The organism is Sulfurimonas sp. (genome assembly GCF_026196735.1).
Taxonomy (GTDB): Bacteria; Campylobacterota; Campylobacteria; order Campylobacterales; family Sulfurimonadaceae; genus Sulfurimonas.
This window is the reverse complement of the sequence record NZ_JAPHUF010000021.1, coordinates 1-18674: the sequence shown is the minus strand read 5'-3', so window position 1 is coordinate 18674 and position 18674 is coordinate 1. Positions and strand designations below refer to the sequence as shown.

The 18674-nt window shown below is 36.2% G+C and carries 22 protein-coding genes; 8 read left to right on the top strand and 14 right to left on the bottom strand.

The genetic code is table 11. The features are described 5' to 3' along the window. Positions 1–27: 27 nt before the first annotated feature. Positions 28–1242 (bottom strand): GGDEF domain-containing protein, encoded by a 1215-nt coding sequence (locus OQK60_RS10655; RefSeq protein WP_297686861.1) that lies wholly within the window; start codon positions 1240–1242, stop codon positions 28–30. 204 nt (positions 1243–1446) lie between these two features. On the opposite strand from OQK60_RS10655, the gene OQK60_RS10650 reads away from it, so the two are divergent. Next, positions 1447–1590 carry a hypothetical protein gene (locus tag OQK60_RS10650; RefSeq protein WP_297686859.1) on the top strand — a complete coding sequence of 48 codons (144 nt, stop codon included), beginning with the start codon at positions 1447–1449 and terminating at the stop codon, positions 1588–1590. Here OQK60_RS10650 and OQK60_RS10645 read toward each other — a convergent pair. Then, positions 1577–2005: an NUDIX hydrolase gene (locus tag OQK60_RS10645; RefSeq protein WP_297686857.1), complete on the bottom strand. Its 429-nt coding sequence runs from the start codon at positions 2003–2005 to the stop codon at positions 1577–1579. The genes OQK60_RS10650 and OQK60_RS10645 overlap by 14 nt on opposite strands. A 12-nt stretch (positions 2006–2017) precedes the next feature. Continuing rightward, entirely contained in the window at positions 2018–2677 is a 660-nt protein-coding gene (gene murU, locus OQK60_RS10640) for an N-acetylmuramate alpha-1-phosphate uridylyltransferase MurU (RefSeq protein ID WP_297686855.1), read from the bottom strand. A 104-nt stretch (positions 2678–2781) separates the two neighbouring features. On the opposite strand from murU, the gene OQK60_RS10635 reads away from it, so the two are divergent. Next, positions 2782–3441, top strand: coding sequence for a ferritin family protein (locus OQK60_RS10635; protein ID WP_297686854.1), 660 nt, complete (start codon positions 2782–2784; stop codon positions 3439–3441). 8 nt (positions 3442–3449) lie between these two features. Here OQK60_RS10635 and OQK60_RS10630 read toward each other — a convergent pair whose 3' ends face one another. From OQK60_RS10630 to secG, 10 genes are all read right to left on the bottom strand, one after another. Beyond that, entirely contained in the window at positions 3450–4328 is an 879-nt protein-coding gene (locus tag OQK60_RS10630; protein WP_297686852.1) for a radical SAM protein, read from the bottom strand. After that, positions 4322–5260, bottom strand: a complete 939-nt coding sequence (locus tag OQK60_RS10625) for a phosphotransferase (RefSeq protein ID WP_297686850.1) — start codon at positions 5258–5260, stop codon at positions 4322–4324. Before OQK60_RS10625 ends, OQK60_RS10630 begins: the two co-directional genes overlap by 7 nt. Further along, entirely contained in the window at positions 5253–6338 is a 1086-nt protein-coding gene (locus tag OQK60_RS10620; protein ID WP_297686848.1) for an anhydro-N-acetylmuramic acid kinase, read from the bottom strand. The genes OQK60_RS10625 and OQK60_RS10620 overlap by 8 nt, the downstream gene beginning before the upstream one ends. Before the next feature lie 5 nt (positions 6339–6343). Further along, entirely contained in the window at positions 6344–6916 is a 573-nt protein-coding gene (locus tag OQK60_RS10615) for a thermonuclease family protein (RefSeq protein WP_297686846.1), read from the bottom strand. Next, complete coding sequence (locus tag OQK60_RS10610) at positions 6916–7659, bottom strand: M15 family metallopeptidase (protein ID WP_297686844.1); 744 nt, start codon at positions 7657–7659, stop codon at positions 6916–6918. Before OQK60_RS10610 ends, OQK60_RS10615 begins: the two co-directional genes overlap by 1 nt. 59 nt (positions 7660–7718) lie before the next feature. Beyond that, positions 7719–9200: a sodium:solute symporter gene (locus OQK60_RS10605; protein ID WP_297686842.1), complete on the bottom strand. Its 1482-nt coding sequence runs from the start codon at positions 9198–9200 to the stop codon at positions 7719–7721. A 2-nt stretch (positions 9201–9202) separates the two neighbouring features. Then, complete coding sequence (locus OQK60_RS10600; RefSeq protein WP_297686840.1) at positions 9203–10306, bottom strand: glycoside hydrolase family 3 N-terminal domain-containing protein; 1104 nt, start codon at positions 10304–10306, stop codon at positions 9203–9205. A 32-nt stretch (positions 10307–10338) separates the two neighbouring features. Beyond that, positions 10339–10947: an orotate phosphoribosyltransferase gene (gene pyrE / locus OQK60_RS10595; protein ID WP_297686838.1), complete on the bottom strand. Its 609-nt coding sequence runs from the start codon at positions 10945–10947 to the stop codon at positions 10339–10341. 132 nt (positions 10948–11079) lie between these two features. Beyond that, positions 11080–11637, bottom strand: coding sequence for a ribosome recycling factor (frr, locus tag OQK60_RS10590; RefSeq protein WP_297686836.1), 558 nt, complete (start codon positions 11635–11637; stop codon positions 11080–11082). Positions 11638–11748: 111 nt separating this feature from the next. Beyond that, positions 11749–12093 carry a preprotein translocase subunit SecG gene (gene secG, locus OQK60_RS10585; RefSeq protein WP_297686834.1) on the bottom strand — a complete coding sequence of 115 codons (345 nt, stop codon included), beginning with the start codon at positions 12091–12093 and terminating at the stop codon, positions 11749–11751. Positions 12094–12192: 99 nt separating this feature from the next. Here secG and OQK60_RS10580 point away from each other — a divergent pair, with 99 nt between their 5' ends. From OQK60_RS10580 to OQK60_RS10565, 4 genes are read left to right on the top strand one after another with little or no spacing between them, the layout of a single operon-like run. Further along, the gene (locus OQK60_RS10580) at positions 12193–13131 is read left to right on the top strand and encodes a metal ABC transporter substrate-binding protein (RefSeq protein WP_297686832.1); all 939 of its coding nucleotides are present in this window, start codon (positions 12193–12195) and stop codon (positions 13129–13131) included. Next, complete coding sequence (locus OQK60_RS10575; RefSeq protein WP_297686830.1) at positions 13128–13892, top strand: metal ABC transporter ATP-binding protein; 765 nt, start codon at positions 13128–13130, stop codon at positions 13890–13892. The genes OQK60_RS10580 and OQK60_RS10575 overlap by 4 nt, the downstream gene beginning before the upstream one ends. A 4-nt stretch (positions 13893–13896) precedes the next feature. Continuing rightward, the gene (locus OQK60_RS10570; RefSeq protein WP_297686959.1) at positions 13897–14694 is read left to right on the top strand and encodes a metal ABC transporter permease; all 798 of its coding nucleotides are present in this window, start codon (positions 13897–13899) and stop codon (positions 14692–14694) included. Next, positions 14691–15374: a methyltransferase domain-containing protein gene (locus OQK60_RS10565; RefSeq protein ID WP_297686828.1), complete on the top strand. Its 684-nt coding sequence runs from the start codon at positions 14691–14693 to the stop codon at positions 15372–15374. Before OQK60_RS10570 ends, OQK60_RS10565 begins: the two co-directional genes overlap by 4 nt. Here the strand turns inward: OQK60_RS10565 and OQK60_RS10560 are convergent. After that, complete coding sequence (locus tag OQK60_RS10560) at positions 15371–15811, bottom strand: MOSC domain-containing protein (protein ID WP_297686827.1); 441 nt, start codon at positions 15809–15811, stop codon at positions 15371–15373. The two genes, OQK60_RS10565 and OQK60_RS10560, sit on opposite strands and share 4 nt — an antisense overlap. Before the next feature lie 250 nt (positions 15812–16061). Between OQK60_RS10560 and soxC the strand changes: the two genes are divergently transcribed. Together soxC and OQK60_RS10550 are read left to right on the top strand one after the other, a co-directional pair. Beyond that, positions 16062–17375, top strand: coding sequence for a sulfite dehydrogenase (gene soxC / locus OQK60_RS10555; protein WP_297686825.1), 1314 nt, complete (start codon positions 16062–16064; stop codon positions 17373–17375). 17 nt (positions 17376–17392) lie between these two features. After that, positions 17393–18490 (top strand): c-type cytochrome, encoded by a 1098-nt coding sequence (locus OQK60_RS10550; protein ID WP_297686824.1) that lies wholly within the window; start codon positions 17393–17395, stop codon positions 18488–18490. Positions 18491–18674 lie beyond the last annotated feature (184 nt).

The window sequence follows — 18674 nt, the reverse complement described above, 5'->3', positions numbered from 1 at the left end:
TTTTGTCTAAAGTATACTATACTTGTGTTAACTGCTGCTATGCATAGCTTTATTATAAAACAAATAAGCATTTTTAGAAGCTTGTTTTACCTCGTACATAGCTTTATCCGCATTGTTTATCAGAGTGTCAATATCATCTGCATTTTTTGGAAAAAGACTAATGCCGATACTTACACCTATTTGTGAACTATTTGGTAGGTAATCGTAATCACGGTTAATTTCATCTATGATACGCTTTGCAATCATCTCAACATAGCTTATATCTTTAAGGTCACCTATAACAATCGCAAACTCATCACCGCCTAATCTTGAGATTTCATCCTCTTCTCTAAGCAGAGATTTTAGTCTAAAAGAAACATCTTTGAGTACTTGGTCTCCCGTAGCATGTCCTAAATTATCATTTACCCCTTTAAAACCGTCCAAGTCCATAAATAAAAGAGCAACGCTGTATTTATTTCTTTTTGCGTGTGCTAACTTGTGGCCGAGATGTTCTCTTAGGTAATATCTGTTTGGTAAAGCTGTAAGTGAATCATGATTGGCGTGGTACTCTAGTTTTTTATTTGCCTCATGTAGTTCTTGCGAGCGTTTTTGTAACTCTATATGCTCTTTTTTAAGAGCTTCATGCGTACTTCTTTCATTTTCATTTATATAATATCGAATTAAAAAGTAAATACCTGACAGCCCTAGTGTAATATTTAAAAGAAAAAACATCTCCACCGCTATTTGAGGCATAAAGGTTGTATGAGAACTTAAAAGACTCTCGTCTATAATAGTTGAAAAAACTATAAGAGCAATAAATGCGTAAAACCAGTAGAGTGCTTCGTTTTTGCTATTGTAAATCAAGGCTGAAATCGGTGCAAAAAAAGCCCATATAAAAACAAAACTTCCCAGCGCAAAACCGCCTAGAACCCACATAAGAAAAAATGGAAACAGAAGTATAAGAGTAGTTTGTATATTTTGAAAAAGAGCTATGTTTTTTGTCTTTTTAAAAGACCATAGATTCAGTAGAGATATTAGTGAATAGCTAAACGGAATTATTGCGGGAACCGAGTGGTCTAAATAAATATAAAACAATCCCCAGATAATCGCAAAAGGTATAAGGTAAATAGGGATGAGTACAAGGGCATTTTCTTTTATTTTTTGTGTATTATAATCGTTTGAGGACATGTTATTGCTAAAAAAAGCTACACTTGAAATCATGCCAGTAGTAAAATATTTTACAAAGTTTTTATAAGTATTCATGCATTAGTATAACCACTTAATATCAAATTAATATTAATTTTTATTATTATGTGTTTATAAGAGTATAGTTGTTTCAATATAAAAATAATATTTATTTTTATTATTTTATATTTTAATAAACTCTTGGTATTTTAAATTTATAATAAATATCGCCTATTACACTCATATCTGTTATAATTCCATAAATAAAAGATAGGAATATAGATGGTAGATAAAGCCTGCGACAATAAAACATGTATGAAAAGTGAAGAGTGTGCCCGTTACGCTTCTTGGTTAAATGGCAATCAGGATTATAAGACTTTTAAAGGTAATGAGCAAAAAGGGTGCGGACAGTTTATACAGAAGTAGAGTATTGCAGATACTCAAGCAGTATCTTTTTGTGATCAAACACCAAATCATCCAAAGGTAGCTTATCTAAGGCAAAAACTCTTGCCTCTTTTGCATCATCTGCTCCTTTAGGAGTGCCGATAGCTTTGCAGATATAAACAGCAGATGCAACATGAAACCTGCTATCTCTTGCAGGGTCCGAATAGATACCAAGCAGTTCATCTACATGTACATCAAGTGATATTTCTTCTTTCATTTCCCTTACAACAGCATCTTCGACACTCTCTCCAATATCAACAAATCCGCCGGGAAGAGCAAGTCCAAGAGGTTCATTTTTTCGCTCTATCAAGACAATACCCATAAATTTATATGACTCATCATATATTTCAACTATGCCGTCTGTTGCTAAATATGGAGTTTTCGGAGGCCATGACATGTATAAATCCTTTTATTTTAATCTGTTCGCAGCTTCGAGCCTCTGCGGAGTTCCGATGTCATACCAGATACCTACATGTAGATTTCCGCTGACACTGCTTTTGTCTATTGCCAAGCGAAGAAGTGGAGCCAATGCACTTTTTTCAGCTCTTAAACCTTCAAAAAGTTTAGGCGAGTAATAGCCTATGCCTGAAAAGGTGAATTTTTCTTCACCATTGTTTAAAACTCTTTCATCTTTTAAAGCAAAGTCGCCGTCAGGATTGTGCTTTGGGTTTGGCACCAAGATAAGATGAGCCAAATTATCGCCAAGCTCAAAACTAGAATCAAATTCATAGTCGCAAAAGATATCTCCGTTTACAACTAAAAAGGTGTCATTTCCAAAAAATGCAAGTGCTTTTATGATTCCGCCGGCACTCTCTAATGCTCCGCTATTTTGCTCATCAGAGTAGACTAGGTTTACTCCCCATTTTGAGCCGTCACCTAAAGTCTCAGGTATTTTATAGCCCAAATGCGCGATGTTTATCACTATTTCATCAAATCCAAGACAAGAGAGTTTTTCAATGTGATGTACAATAAGAGCCTTGCCGTGAACTTTTAATAATGGCTTTGGAGTGTGGTCTGTAAGTGGTCGCATTCTCTCGCCCCGACCGGCTGCTAAAATCATTGCTTTCATTAGATTGATTATAACAAAATGTAAATAAGTTTGTCTAACAGTAAAATAAGTTTAAATAGAGTAAACTTTTTAAAAGATACCATTTTATTATCAAAGGATAAGCTGTGAGAAAGTACGAATCATATAAATGTAAAAAGTGTGGGAATGCTGTTGAGGTACAAGCTGTAGGTGGCGGAACTCTTTCTTGTTGTGGACAAGATATGGAAATGGTCACTGATGACTTGACTCTGGTAAACCTGCTTAAAGCATTCGCCGGTGAGTCACAAGCGAGAAACAAGTATGAGTACTTTGCTAAAGTTGCTCAAAAAGAGGGTTTTAGAGATATCGCAGAACACTTTCAAAGAGCTGCTGACAATGAAAAACAACATGCTAAAATGGAGCTTGCTCTTCACAACAGAATGCTAAACGAGAGTGAAGATAGCTTTGGAGATACTGAATATAATCTTCAAGAAGCTATTGACGGTGAGCGTTATGAACACACGAAGATGTATCCTGAGTTTGCAGCTATTGCAAAAGAAGAGGGACACAAAGAAGCGGAAAAACTATTTACCGGAATCGGCAAGATAGAAGTCGAACATGAAAAAATGTTTAAAATGCTCTTGGATAGACTCGAAGAAGAAGCAGAGTTTGTAAGTGAAGATGAGAATGAGGCTTGGATATGCGAAGTCTGCGGTCATATCCATTATGGCAAAAAAGCGCTAAAAGTCTGTCCGGTGTGTAAACATCCACAAGAGTATCAGTCAAGGCTGAATTCTAAAAAGTAGAAATTTGCCTAAAATCCTCTAAAGTAGTTAGGAACAAAAGCAGATTTTCCGACATCTAGAGCCATTTTTAGCTCTTGAACAAGTCTGTCTCTGTCTTTTGGCAGAGTGCCTGCTAGATGAAGAGCATTTGAAGCGTGGTTAGAGCGAAAAATGATTTTGTTAGTCGGCTCTAGTAGTTCTAAAAACCTTTTTTGCTCAGAGAGTATCTGCTCATCATCTGCCATTGTAAAATCATCAAAGTATCTGTAGAAATTTTCTTTCGCTTCTTCTTCAATTCCTAGTTGAAGAGTTGAGAGATAGTTGACTTTTGTAGCATTGATAATTTTGGCAGTCTCTTGTACATGTAAGTCGGAGTATTTACTTCCGCCAATGCCTAAAATGACCGTTGCAGATATCTTTACACCTGCGTCAGTCGCTTTAGTCAGTGAGGTGATTATCTCTGCTTGATTTACACTCTTTGTAATCTTCTTTAGCACAACATCACTGCCTGTCTCGATACCATAATAAAATAGATTTAGTTTGGATTTACAAAGAAGTTCTAGCTCTTTGTTTGATTTACCAAGTATATTTTGAGTAGAAGCATAAGTTGATACTCTTCGCAGTTTAGTAAATGTGCTGTTTAGTTTATCTAGTAATATTAACAACTGTTCACAAGGCAAAGAAAGAGCATCACCGTCAGCCAAAAAGATTTTAGTTGCGTTTGGGTAATGATGCGCGAGAGTATCTATCTCCTTGAACACATCTTCTAGCTCTCGTACCTCATAATTCTTAGTTTTGTACATAGAACAGAAGCTGCAGTTGTTGTAGCTGCAACCTAATGTGACTTGTAGGATGAGGTTGTTAGCTTCTGCCGGCGGACGAAATAACGGGTATGAATACTCTAGCATTTCGCTTTTAAAAACTCTGCCAACTCTTTAGTCTCATCATATCTGCTTGCAGTATCAAGTACATATTTTAGAGTGAGAGGTATGTCTTTTAAGTAACCATCTTTGCCATCACGAAGATATAGACGAGAAAAAATACCAAGCACTTTTATATGTCTTTGCATACCCATAAAATCAAACCATTTTAAGAATGTCTCATCATCTACATGTAGATCGATTTTATCACGAAATGCTAAGGCAAGGTTTTTTATCTCTTTGCGGTCATAAGCGACATAGCAATCTTTTAATAAAGAGACCAAGTCGTAAGTGATTGCTCCGTTCATTGCATCTTGATAATCTATAACACCTATATCATGCTCGTTTGCAATCATAATATTGCGTGAGTGAAAATCTCTGTGAACAAAAACATCTTGGGGCTGCTCAAGCACAACAGTTGATATAGCATCAAGAGTCTTTGTTATGAGCTCTTTTTGAGACTCATCTAGTGTTAGGTTTAGCTTCTTTTGCAAATACCACTCTTTCATCAAATCCATCTCTACATGTAGAAATTTTTTATCATAAATTGGAAGGCCTGAAGTATCTGCTTTTTGCATCTTTAAAATGGTATTTATCGCTTTTAAATAAAGGCTCTTATAGTTTTGATTGTCTAAAACATCCAGATAGTGAGTGTTTCCAAAATCTTTGATAATCAAAAAGCCGTCTTGCAGGTTCTGTTCTAAAATACAAGGAGCATTGACATGTACATCCAAAAGTCTTTGAGTCACATCCAAAAATGAAGTGAGAGATTCTTTTTCAAGTGATGAGTCCATAAGTAAAACAGTTTCATCTCCACTTGTAAGTCTGTAGTATTTTCTAAAACTTGCATCAGCAGAAGCAATTTCTAAAGAGTGATTTTTGTATTTTGTTGTTTGTAGCCACTCTTTTATTTTATTCATATATACAACCCAAAACAGAATTTTCTCTCGCACCGGTAACCGATGAAAGCTCTACTTTTTCTTTGTTGATCCGTTTATACGCAAGCCATGCAAAAGCCATAGCTTCCATAAAGTCGCCGTTTAAACCATAATAATCGCTGATAGATACTTCAATATCTTTGAACTCTCTGCGAAGCTTTTCCATAAGAGCACCGTTTTTTGCACCACCGCCACAAACTAAAAGAAGCTCAACGGAGCTTTTTTTTACTTCATTTGCGATAGTTACTGCGGTAAATTCCAGAAGTGTTGCTTGAACATCTTTGTCTATAACATATCCAAACTCTTCTAGTTGCTTCTCTATCCATTTTTCGTTGAAATATTCACGACCGGTACTTTTTGGAGCTTTTTTCGAGAAGTATGGATCACGGAGCATTGTGTCCAATAATTCTGCACTGACATGACCGGACCTTGCCCACTCTCCATTTTTGTCGTAAGTGAGGCCTTTTTTCTTTGATATCCAAAAATCCATTAAAACATTTCCAGCTCCCGTATCGTAGCCAAGTAGTTGATTTCCCAATATGCTAAGATTTGCGATGCCGCCAATATTAACAACTGCAATATTACGATTTAGTTTTGAGAACATCTGCTTATGAAAGGCAGGCGCAAAAGGTGCTCCTTGACCGCCAAGTGCTATATCTTTTTGTCTAAAATCACTGACAACACTAATGCCTGTTTGTGCTGTTATAATGTTGGCATTTCCAAGCTGCATTGAAAAAGGAAACTCACCGTCTGGTTCATGCCAGAGTGTTTGACCGTGTAGTCCAATGGCACTTATATCTTTTTTTTGTAAATTGTTATGGCGCATAAAAGCAGTAATATACTCGGCATAGATTTTGCCTAAACGAGTGTCAAGTTCACCTATGGTTTTTAGAGTAGTCGGTCCATTTATAGCAGTTAAAATATCATTTTTCAAGTTTGTATCAAAAGGGTATTCCGCATAAAACACAAGCTCACAAGAGCCGGAATTTATCTTGCATAGAGCTATATCAACTCCATCAAGGCTTGTGCCTGACATCACACCAATGTAAAGCTCATCCATCTGATTTACTTTGATTCATAGCTAGATTTATCTGTCTTGCTATCTTGAGAACTTATTTTTTCCAAGCACTTAATAACTTCGCCTCTTTGAGAGTTGTCTCCCCAAAGACCATTATTTTTATTTTTTGCATAGGTTAAAATACTACTGAAGTTTTGTTCCTCTTTTTGTTTTTTGTCAACCTTCCACACTACAGCATACCCATCAAGCAGCATCTTCTCACTAAATGTAATACCGTTACCGAGCGAAACCTCACAAATTTGTTCACTGTTTTTAATGTAGGTGCTATAGCTGTAGTTATTTCCAATTTTTAGTAATTTATTAGCATGTTTTGTCGCACTATCTCCAGCATTTAACATAACCTTAGTAGGTATATCTTTACATATTTCAATCTCTTGTTTTAGTTTGTCGTTGTAACTGTTTTCCGGAGTGTCAATGTATGCTATTTTACATTTGTCAATTTTATTTTCTGTTTTAAAATATAAGGTATCTCCATCAAAAATCTTGACTAAAACACCTTCCTTTGCTTGAGCGAGTGATGATATAAAAAGGATAGCTATTATATATATTAGTTTTTTCATCATATAATCTTTACATGCCATGGTTCATATCTAACGCCATCCAAGTTGTTTGGAGAGTATCTGATATTAATATATTCAAGTTTTGTCATCTGCTCAAACTCTGATGTTTTAGCAAAATCCAGTGTAAAGTTTCTGCTGCCAAGCCCCATCTTGCCGACATCAAAATCGCCGATAGTATGAAAAGAGTGAGACGGCGGGGCTATGTCTTTTGAGGCTTGAGTAATATTTCCTTTTACTCTTCTTAGTTTAGAACAGTAGAGACTTAGCTGTTTAATGGTGTTTCTTACACCTGATGTTAGGTAGAGAGTATGTCCGATATCACCAATAATCCTCTCATAGTCCTGAGTAGGCTTTCCTTTAAATATATAATGTCCGGTACGAGGAATTTTAACAACATCTTTTTTAGAGATTTTATTGTCTAAGTTGTAACATGTTCTTTCGCCGTAAAAACCGTATTTGCTTGGCTCATCATAAAAAAATCTATCGATAAGTGATATCTCTTCATTTGTGAATGCTCCTATTTTAGGGTTCATTTTTGCTATTTGTAAAGAGTCGCCATAGGAAATCAAATTAAAATTTCCAAATCCTACATGTCTTCTTATCTGAGTTAATCTATAGTCCAGCGAAAGTAAGGCTGTGTATTCGTTTGCAGATAAAAACACATCACTTTTATATAATTGCTCGGCATTAAGTGTGGTTAACGCTAGTGCAGATGAGTATAATAAAAAATTTCGTCTTGTCATATCTGAATCTTTTTTCTTATTTTTGTCCTTATGATTATAGCAATCTTTTTGTTATTTGCCTATAAACTTATTTTTGTGTCTGTTTTTTTGAGCTGCATTATAAAAAATGAAACAAAAGTTCCAATGACTATCTGCCATGAAAAGCCGATGCTGATACCAAAAGTGTATGGCTGAAGCGCCAAAACAGTCATAAATCCGCCAATCAATGCAAAAAGAACAGTCGTTTTGTTTCCGCGAGATGTAAAGATGGCAGAGAAGTAAACGCCTAAAAGACCGGTATATGCAAAAGCCATTACACCCAGAGCAAAACTGATAAGAGAGAGGTCACTGTAGCGTTGCCAGAAGTAACTGAGCATCGCCATAAGAGATAAAACAACGGCAAATAAAAGAACCGCAACTCTTGAAGCTTTTACAAAGTGCATCTCATCAGTATCTGTGCGTTTTAATCTCCATGGTCTGTATATATCTTCAACTGCTACAGATGCCATAGCGCCCAATACTGAGTTTGTACTTGAGAGTGCTGCGGCAATTGCTCCAACGGTCACTAGACCTCGCAGGCCCTCGGGCATCTCGTTTAGGATGTAGTACATAAAGATAGTAATTTTTTCACCCTCAAAACTCTGAGTCACATCACTTTGCAGATAAAAGACAAACAAAAGTGCGCCGATAGCTAAAAATAGAAGAACAAAGGGAATAGTCAGAAGTATAGAGATTATCAGTGACTTTGCAGCTTCATTTTTGTTCTTACATGAGAGAACTCTTTGGGTCATATCTTGGTCTAGTCCAAAGGCTGCGATGTTTAAAAGCAACCAACCGCTTAAAAGACCTACAAGACTAAATTTACCGTCTATGGATGTATCTACAAACTTTAGTTTGTTATGCTCTTGGAGCTTGCTTATAATGTCGATATTCTCTAAAGAGTAGTAAAGAAAAACCAAAACCGCAACACCTGCGCCAATGTAAGTAAGCGCTTGGATGACATCACTCAAAATTACTGAGCGAACACCGCCAAAGTATGTATAAGCAAGTGCTCCAAACATTAAAATCAAAATCGAGACAGCTACATGTACAAATATAATATTGCCAAAGAGTATCATGCTTATAGCAAGTGCTCCGATATAAAGTCGTGCTCCACTAGCCAAAACACGACCTACAAGAAACATGATACCAGCCTGCTTTTTAGCACTCTCTCCATACCTAACCTCTAGCAGTTCATAGACTGTAACGGCTTTCATCTCATAAAATTTCGGAATCAGTACATAGGCTACAAAAATTACAGCAAGCAAAGCTGAGAAATAAAAGCCTATAAATGTAAAGTCATGAACATATGAAAATTCAGGGGCGCCTAAAAATGTAGCGGCAGATTGACTTGTTGCAAGAACTGAAATTGCAACGGCAAACATAGGCATAGTATTTGAGCCAAGAAAATAGTCTCTTGAATTTGTGATTTTAACGCGACTTAGTATAAAAGATGTGAATGCGAGTATAACAAAGTAAGAGCCAAATACTAACCAGTCAAGATTTGAAAAGGCACTCTGCATGATTATATTTGTCTTTTTTTATGCAGTAGTTCTAATCTTTTGTTTGACTCGATGATTCTACTCATAGAAATTGCACCGTTTTTAACCTGTTTAATAATAACATCTACAAGTTCATCTATGTTTTGCTCTGAGAGCTGATTTCCAAAAAGCAACATGTCAACTCCTGAGTTTATAGCCAGAGTAACTGTCTGCTCCAATGTGTAGTGTTGCGAGATGGCTTTCATCTGTAAGTCATCACTGATAACTACGCCTTTGTAGTTTAGCTCATTTCGTAAAAGCTTTGTGTTTACATTGTATGAGAGTGTTGCCGGATATTTTTTATCTAGTTTTGAGTTAAAGACATGTGCTGTCATTATCATGGAAACTTCGCCAGATTTTATAAGCTCTTTGTACGGTTGAAGTTCAGCTTCGCTCCAAGTGTTGCTTATATCTACAAAACCTTTATGAGAATCTCCAAGTGATGAGCCGTGTCCGGGAAAGTGCTTCAGTACACTGATAATATTTTTATCTTTTAGTGAGTCCATAAATATTTTTGCGTATTTGACTACTTCTTTGGAGTTGTTTCCATATGAGCGTTCAAGCCCATAGATAACTTTGTTATCAGGGTTAACAGCCAGGTCAACTACAGGTGCAAAATCACAGTTGATTCCAGCACTTTGAAGCATCTGCGCTTGAGTCTTGTATATCTCTTTTGCCTTATCTACATGTAGAGTGGAAATCTGCTTTGCCGATGGAATTTCAGCAAAACCATAGGAGGGCTTTAGTCTTGCAACTTTTCCACCCTCTTGGTCTATGGATATTAAAAGTGCTTTGTTGGAGAATGATTTTAGTTTTGAAGTTAAAAGTTGAAGTTGTTTTGGTGAGCTTATATTTTTTGTTTTACTTCTGTCATCATAAAAACGGTCAAAAAGGATGACACCGCCAAGCTCATACTGTTTTATGTGTCTTGTTATCTCACTGTTTTTGTCTATGTCTTCATTTGGAAATCCGACAAGAAGCATTCTTCCAATCATCTTTTTGAGTTTTTCATCATTAGGAAGATTTTGGTGTTGTGTTGCACTAAGGGTTAGTACAATGCCGATAAGCAGTGCAAAAAATCTCTTCATTTTAATGAAGCAGCTTTAATGCATAACATCAGCTAGTTACCTCTAGAACCTGGTTTTATAGCTTGGCTTCCATCTTTACAAAGCGGGCACTCCTCAGGAGAGTACATCTCAAATGTAAAATCTTCAAGTGCAAAAAACGGGATGTTTTGAGGAAGTTTACAATTTGGTTTTGTTGTTATGTCACTGTTTTGGCGTTTACAAAAACCACGGTTTGCCAGAGCCGCTACACCTACTATCTTACCGCCAAGTTCTTTAATAGCAGCCGCCGCTTCCATAGCAGAACCGCCAGTTGTAATAATGTCTTCACACATTAAAACTTTTTCGCCTTTGCTTATTTCAAAGCCACGACGGATGCTCATCACGCCATCAACTCTTTCAGCAAAGATATAACGAACATCAAGAGCTTGAGCTAAAGCAAAACCGGCAATAAGTCCTCCAATGGCCGGAGCACAAACTGTATCAATTTCCAAGCCACTTGCTTTAATCTCGTCTGCAAGAGCCCGTGCGAGCAGTTGAGCTGTTCTTGGGTCTTCTAAGACTTTTGCAGATTGCAGATAAAACTGTGAGTGATTGCCACTGCTTAGTTTAAAATGCCCTTCTAAAAGAGCATCTGCATCCATATAAATTTGTTTTACATTCATTAATTTACCCTTATTTTATTACATAAAACGAAGGAAACCCTCCTATTTATTAATCACAACAAAGAAAGTAATTCCTTTGTTTACGCTAACGCTTGGTTTTTCTCAGCGTAAGGCTCACGCATCTTGATGCTTTTATACTTTAAGTATCTCAGCTTCTTTAGTTTTTAAAATACTATCGATTTCTGCTATAAATTTATCAGTTATTTTTTGTATATTGTCTTGAGCAGACTTAGACTCATCAATAGTTACTTCTTTGTCTTTTTCAAGTTTTTTGATTTGGTCATTCGCATTTTTTCTATCGTTTCTGATTGAAACTTTTGCGTTTTCTCCCATGCCCTTCATCTTTTTTGCAGACTCTTGTCTCTGCTCAACAGTCATAGCAGGAAAAAATAATTTGATTTGTTCACCGTCGTTATTTGGAGTTGCTCCGACATTGGCAGCACTTATAGCACTCTCAATATCAGCTAAAAGATTTTTCTCCCAAGGATTTACAACGATTGTAGTAGCATCTTGAGCTATTACAGAACCAACTTGATCAAGTGGAGTCGGAGTACCGTAATAGTCGATTTTAACATTGTCTAAAACCGCTGTGGTAACCTTACCTGTTCTAAGTGTTTTAAAGTCTTTAAGCATATGTTCTATGCCTGATTTCATTTTTGTTTCACACTCATTAAATATTTCGTTTAGCATTGGATTCCCTTATAATATGAAAAATAATTCGGATTATACAATAGATATGTTTAAAAAAAGAAGTGTAGTAAATATATAGCTACATGGTTAGTAGCTATAAATGTTGAGTGATTATTCTGAAGCTGGTGTTGTTGGTGCAGCAGCTGGTACTTCTGGAGTAGAAGCAGGAGTAGATGGAGCTACAACATCCGTTGTTTCTACCAGATTGTCTACAACAGATTCACTAGCAGCTGTTGAATACATGTAACCTAAAGTTATTGTATTTACAACAAATAAAAATCCTATTAAAAAAGTCATTTTAGCTAAAAAACTAGCCGGTCCTTTTGCTCCAAAAACAGACTCGTTTGAGCCACTATACGCGCCAAGACCGATGCTTGAGCTTTTTTGAAGTAGTACCGCTATTACTAACACTACAACTAAAACAATTTGAACAATAAGTAAAAAACTAGCTGTCATATATATATCCTGAGTTTAAAAAGTGGCGAATTATACCCAAAAAAACAATATATTACAAAATAAGGTATAATTTCAAAAATATTTCTCGGAGGGATTATCATGAAAAAGATTTTTTTTATAAGCATAATTGCTCTTTTCATCCTTTTTCTTACAACTATAAAACAAAATGAACAAGTTGATAGTACAACAAGTAAACAGGCTGTTGCACTTAGTACATTCTCCCTTTATGAAATTGCAAGGCATGTGGCAGATGGCACTGTAGAGACATTTATGATTCTTCCGCTTGGTGTTGATGCACATAACTATGAACCAACTCCAAAACAAGTAGCAAAGCTTTACAAGAGTGATTTGGTTATTTATAACGGGGCAGGATTAGAGCCTTGGATTGACGGTTTTGAATTTCAAAACAGAGCTATAAATATGAGTCAACATGTAGACTTGAAAAAGTTGTCTGATGATGGACATACCTGTGGAGATGACCATCACCATCATCATGATGAGGCAGCTGCAAATATTGACCCTCACTACTGGCTAGATATCCAAAATATGATAAAAGCGACACAAATAATCTCTCAAGAACTTATAGCTCTTCTGCCTCAACACAAAGAGCTTTATGAAAAAAATAGAGATAGTTATATTGACATGTTAAAAAAACTTGACAATGAGTACAAAGATACTCTGTCTGCTTGTAAACAGGACACTATTGTTGTAAATCACAATGCTTTTTCATATCTCTCAAGCAGGTACGGCTTTAAAGTTGAAGCTCTTAGCGGTCTTTCTCCGGAGGCAGAACCGAGTGCTAAAAATATGGCTAAGCTGATTGAACATGTAAAAGAGCATAAGTTAAAAACTATATTTTTTGAAAGTTTTGTAAATGATAAAGCTATTAAAAGCATAGCCGATGAAGCTAAAGTTGGTGTTGATGTACTTCAGCCTCTTGGCAATATTACAGCAGATGAAGCTGCCCAGAAACTCTCATATGAAGATATTATGAGAAGCAATCTGAGTAAAATCTCAAAGGCATTAGAGTGCCGATGAAATTTAAAGTTCCTATTTTTGATGTTAAAAATCTAAACTTCAGTGTTAAGGGTCAAAGCATCCTCTCAAACATATCTTTTGAGATTTTTGCAGAGGAGTATATTGCCATTATCGGTCCAAACGGCGGCGGTAAGACTACGCTTATTCGTATGCTTTTAGGGCTTGACAAGCCAACAAACGGCAATATAAAAATCTATGGCAAAAAATTGGAAGATTTTAAAGACTGGTATAAGATAGGTTATGTTCCACAGCGTGCTTCTCTTGTAGATTCATCCTTTCCGGCTACAGTTTTGGATATTGTAAAAATGGGCAGAACTTCACAAAGAGGATTTTTTAGCTCTTTTAGTGAAGAAGATAAGCAGTTCGTACAAGATGCGATGGCTAAGATGGATGTTTTAGACCTCTCAGATAAGATGGTAGGAATGCTCTCAGGCGGACAGAGGCAAAGAGTTATGATTGCCCGTGCTCTTGCATCAAAACCAAAGATTCTTATCTTGGATGAGCCAAACACGGGTGTAGATATGGTCTCACAAAAAAGTTTTTATGCACTGCTGAGACAATTAAATAAAGATGATGGCATCACTATTGTTTTTATTACACACGACATAGGTGTAATCGCAGATGATATAGCAAGACTCTTTACTATAAATCAAAAAGCTACAATCTGCAATAACCCAAAACAGGCTCTTAGCTGCCAAGAGATGAGCGAGCTTTACGGCATAGATGCTCACCTTCTACATGTACATAAGCACGAGCACTGATATGTTGATAGAGATGTTTTCGTATGATTTTATGCAAAGAGCCTTTTTAGCAGGAATTATCATAGCTATTCTTGCCTCTCTCAGCGGTACTTTTGTAGTGCTTCGTCGTTATTCTATGATTAGTGAGACACTGGCACATTCAGCTTTGGTGGGTGTTGCTGTTGGTCTTGTGGCAGGCTACAATCCTTTATGGATGGCTGTAGTATTTGCGATTATATCTGCTTGGCTTATAGAGTATTTAAGAAGTGCTTTTTCTCTGTATAGTGACTCAGTGCTAGCAATAATGCTTTCTGGTTCTTTAGCCGTCGCTGTAATCATTGTCTCTTTAGGCGGGGCTTTTAACAACTCACTCTTTTCATATCTTTTTGGTTCTATTTTGTCTGTAAGCATAGAAGATGTTATAACAATAGCAGCTTTTGGAAGCATCGCTCTGGTCATGCTTTTGATATTTTCAAAAGAGTTGTACTTTATAGCCTATGATGAAGAAGTGGCAAAAACGAGTGGTGTAAAAGTAAAGTTTTTAAATTTTTTACTTGTGAGTGTTGTCGCTATTATCATCGCTCTTTCTATTAGAATAGTAGGAACTCTTTTGATAGGCGCTCTTATGGTTATACCAACAGTCTCAGCCTTGCAGTTTAGAGTCGGATTTCTAAAAACAGTAATCATATCTCTTATTTTTGCACTAGCGAGTGTATCTGCAGGAATGACTCTCTCTTTTTATTTTTCACTGCCATCAGGAGCGACAATTGTTCTTTGTGTTTTATTTATTTTTATAGTATCTTTAATTGCAAACAGAAGATGAAAATAAGTTCAGAGTTTTCTAAACATGCCTTGCATTACGATACATATAATGTAATACAAAATAGAGTCATAGAAAAGCTACTCTCCCTAGCAGACAGCAAGCCTTTAAATATTTTAGACCTGGGCTGCGGTAATGGAAGCCTCTGCAAAGCAATAGATTGGGAGTATGAGCACTTCACAGGAGTTGATTTTGCTCCGGGTATGCTTGAGCTTCATCCAAAATCAAACAAAATAGAATGCATTTACGGCGACTTTAACGACAAAGTATTGTTTGAAAATCTGCTTACATATAAATACGATTATGTCTTTTCAGCTTCAGCTTTGCAATGGGCTAAAGATTTGGACATGGTTTTTAAAAATATAAAAAAACTAAATGCTCCTATCGCTTTGGCTATATTTACATCAAACACTTTTAAGACTTTGAACGAAACAGCATCCATTAACTCTCTTTTGAGAAGCGCAGATGAGGTAAATAGACTTCAAAAAAAGTACTTTGATGTAAATTTTGAAGTTGTAAATTATAAGCTTGAGTTTGAATCGACAAGAGACATGTTTAGATACATTAAAAAAAGCGGAGTTAGCGGAGCTAGAAAAATACTCTCATTTAAAGAGAGTAAAAAACTTTTAAATGAGTATCCAAAAAATTATTTGGAGTTTGAAGTAGCTTTTATTTATAATTAAACTATATAAACTTTTTCATCAGTTTTTATATCTCCACCACTAATAACTTTAGCAAAAATTCCTCTATCATTTTTTAACAATGTTGGAATTTTAACATCAAGAACTGCTAAGTGATTGCAGATTGTGCAGTGTTGAGAGATTTCTAAAATTGTGTCACCAATTTTTAGTCTAGTTCCTACATCTAAAGAGTAGGGATTATAGTCCATTAAAATATTCTCACCAAGGTAACCAAAAGGCATCTCTATGCCATATGTTTTGATTAAGTCATAACTGGACATAGATGCTATTAAAACTGATCTCTCAGTATTTTTGCCGTAAAACTTATCTTCAGTTACACCGTCTTTATCGAGGGTTAAACTCTCTCTATCAAATCTTTTGGAGGTTCCTGATTTAGAGATAAAAAGTTTTAATACCGACCCAACTGCTTTGCCTGACATCAACGCGCCTTTAATAATTTATATGTGAAATATTAGCATATTTTTTATTACTTTATCGAATGTAAAATATAAATAAGGTGTGTAGTAATTACAAAAATGTGAGAAAATTATTACATTTTTATATTTACGCTTGACAATTTAAGAAAACTTGCTATATAATCAAACCCTTGCATTTTGTACTTATGCATAATATTTATCTGTACTATGCATACTATAAAATCTACAAGATAATATAAGGAGGTAGATATAAATGAGTAATATTTCTGAAAATAATTTAGAAACTACTAACAGTAGAAGAGACTTCTTCAAAAAAACTGCTGCTTATTCAGTTGCTGCTGCTGCTGTTTTAGCACCTGCAAAACTGTTAGCTGATGATGAAAATATAATCCATCACACTAAATGGGGAACAACTTTAGGTGACGAATTAAATAAATACCCATACGGTATTCCATCAAAATACGAGCACAACATTGTAAGAAGAACTTCAAGTCTTCTTTCATCTGCTGGAGACATGCATGCTGCGGTTTCAATGACGCCGTTACATGAGCTAGAGGGTATCATTACACCAAATGGTTTACACTTCACAAGAACACATAATGGTGTTGCACATGTAGATCCAAATAAGTTTAGACTTATGATTCATGGTCTTGTTGAGAAGCCAATTGTTTTAACTCTTGAGCAACTTAAAAAATACCCGTCAGAGTCTAGAATCCTTTTTATGGAGTGTCCTGCAAATGGTGCTGCTGAGTGGAAGGGTCCTCAATTCAACTCTTTACAGTTTGTAAAAGGTATGATGAGTAATGCTGAATGGACAGGTGTTCGTCTTTCAGTTATTCTTGATGATTTAGGTCTTAAGCCAAGTGCAAAATGGATGCTTGCTGAAGGTTCAGACGGTTCTGAGATGAGTAGAACAGTTCCTGTTGAAAAAGTTTTAGATGATGCTATGGTTGTTTGGGCTCAAAATGGTGAAGCTCTTCGTCCAGAGCAAGGTTATCCTGTTCGTTTAATGTTACCGGGTTGGGAAGCAAACTTATGTGTTAAATACCTTAAGCGTTTAGAGTTTGGAGCAGAGCCTTGGTACTGTAAAGAAGAGACTTCTAAATATACAGTTCTTACTAAAAGCGGTAAATCTATCCAGCACTTCTATCCGTTAGAAGTTAACTCAATTATTACTACACCATGTCCTGAAAAGCCATGGACTGACCTTAAAAAAGGTGAGCTTGTGGAGATTGAAGGTATTGCATGGTCTGGTCACGGAACTATTACAAATGTAGATATCTCACTTGATGGCGGAGACAATTATGTTGAAGCTCAGTTAAAAGGTATGGTATTACCAAAATCATGGACTAGATTTTCGTACATGTATAAGTATGAGGGTAAACCTTTATTATTACAGTCGCGTGCTGTTGATGATAGCGGAAATGTTCAACCAACTGTTTCTCAAGAAAAAGACATTATCGGTGTTGAGGGTGTTTACCACAGAAACTCGATTTGTACATGGGAAGTTAGAAAAGATGGTTCAGTTCATAATGTTCAAGTTAGAACAGATAACTGTCCAGCATAGTAAGGGAGGAGTATAAAATGTTAAAATTAAATAATAAATTAATTGCTGCTACTGCGGCTTTAGTAATTTCAACTCTTGCTTTTGCTGGTAGCAATCCATTTAATGGAAAAAAAGATGCCTTGGATGGTGGTATGACTTATCCAAGAGCTAATGGTGTTGAAACTGCATATCGTTATAATACACAAGATGTTTCTGGTATTAACTACGGTAGAGTGCCAACTAAAAACGAACTAGCTGCATGGGATATGGATGTTATGCCGGATGGAACAGGTTTTCCAGATGGTTCAGGCTCTGTTGAAGAGGGTGATGAGTTGTATGAAGCACAATGTGCTTCTTGTCACGGTGAGTTTGGTGCTGGCGGTAAAGGTTACCCTTCATTAGTTGGTGGTTCTGTAGATTCACTAACAAACCAAAGGACTTGTCCTGGTAAAGATGCTCCAGTAAGAACATTTGGTTCTTTTTGGCCGCAAGTTTCTACATTTATCTGGTACATTCGTGATGCAATGCCTTATGCGCATCCAAAAAGTTTCACTAACGATCAACTGTATGCAATGACTGCGTATATTTTGGCACAAAATGAGATTACAATTGATGGTGAAGAACTTGATGATGAGTATGTTCTTGATAAAGAAAAACTTATGAAGGTTAAAATGCCTAATCGTGATGGTTTTTATCCAGATATTGATGGACCAAACGGCATTGAAAATGTAAGAAAATTCTTTGCAAATCCTAAAAACTACGGTGCTGTAGGTACTCGTTGTATGAAGAATTGTGGTAAAGAAGATGTTATGAGAATTGGAAATGAAATAACTGCCGTTGTTCCACCATATTCTACTGTAAGAGATTTACCGCCGGAAAAAGAGACTAGTTCTAAGTCAGCTGCTGAGAAAATGTACGATGCATCTTGTGCAGTATGTCATAAAACTGATGCTATGGGTGCTCCGGCTCTTGGAGATCGTGATGCATGGGCTACAGTAATGAAACAAGGCATAGATAAAGTCAACAAAAATTCTATCGATGGAATAGGTGGAATGCCTCCAAAAGGCGGTGCTATGGACTTAACAGACCAGCAAGTAAAAGACATTGTTAAATTTATGGTAGAATCTAGTAAGTAAAAGCTTACTGGTTTTGCCAACATTATATAAAGGAAAAAAAATGCAAAGAAGAAAATTTTTAAGTTTAGGTGCAGTAGCTGCTGCAGTAACTGTATTACCGTCAAGCGTTAGCGCTACAGACTTTAGAGCAACTGCTCCTGAGGCATGGGAAGCTGCAGGTTCAGCTGAAGCTATAAAAGCTCTA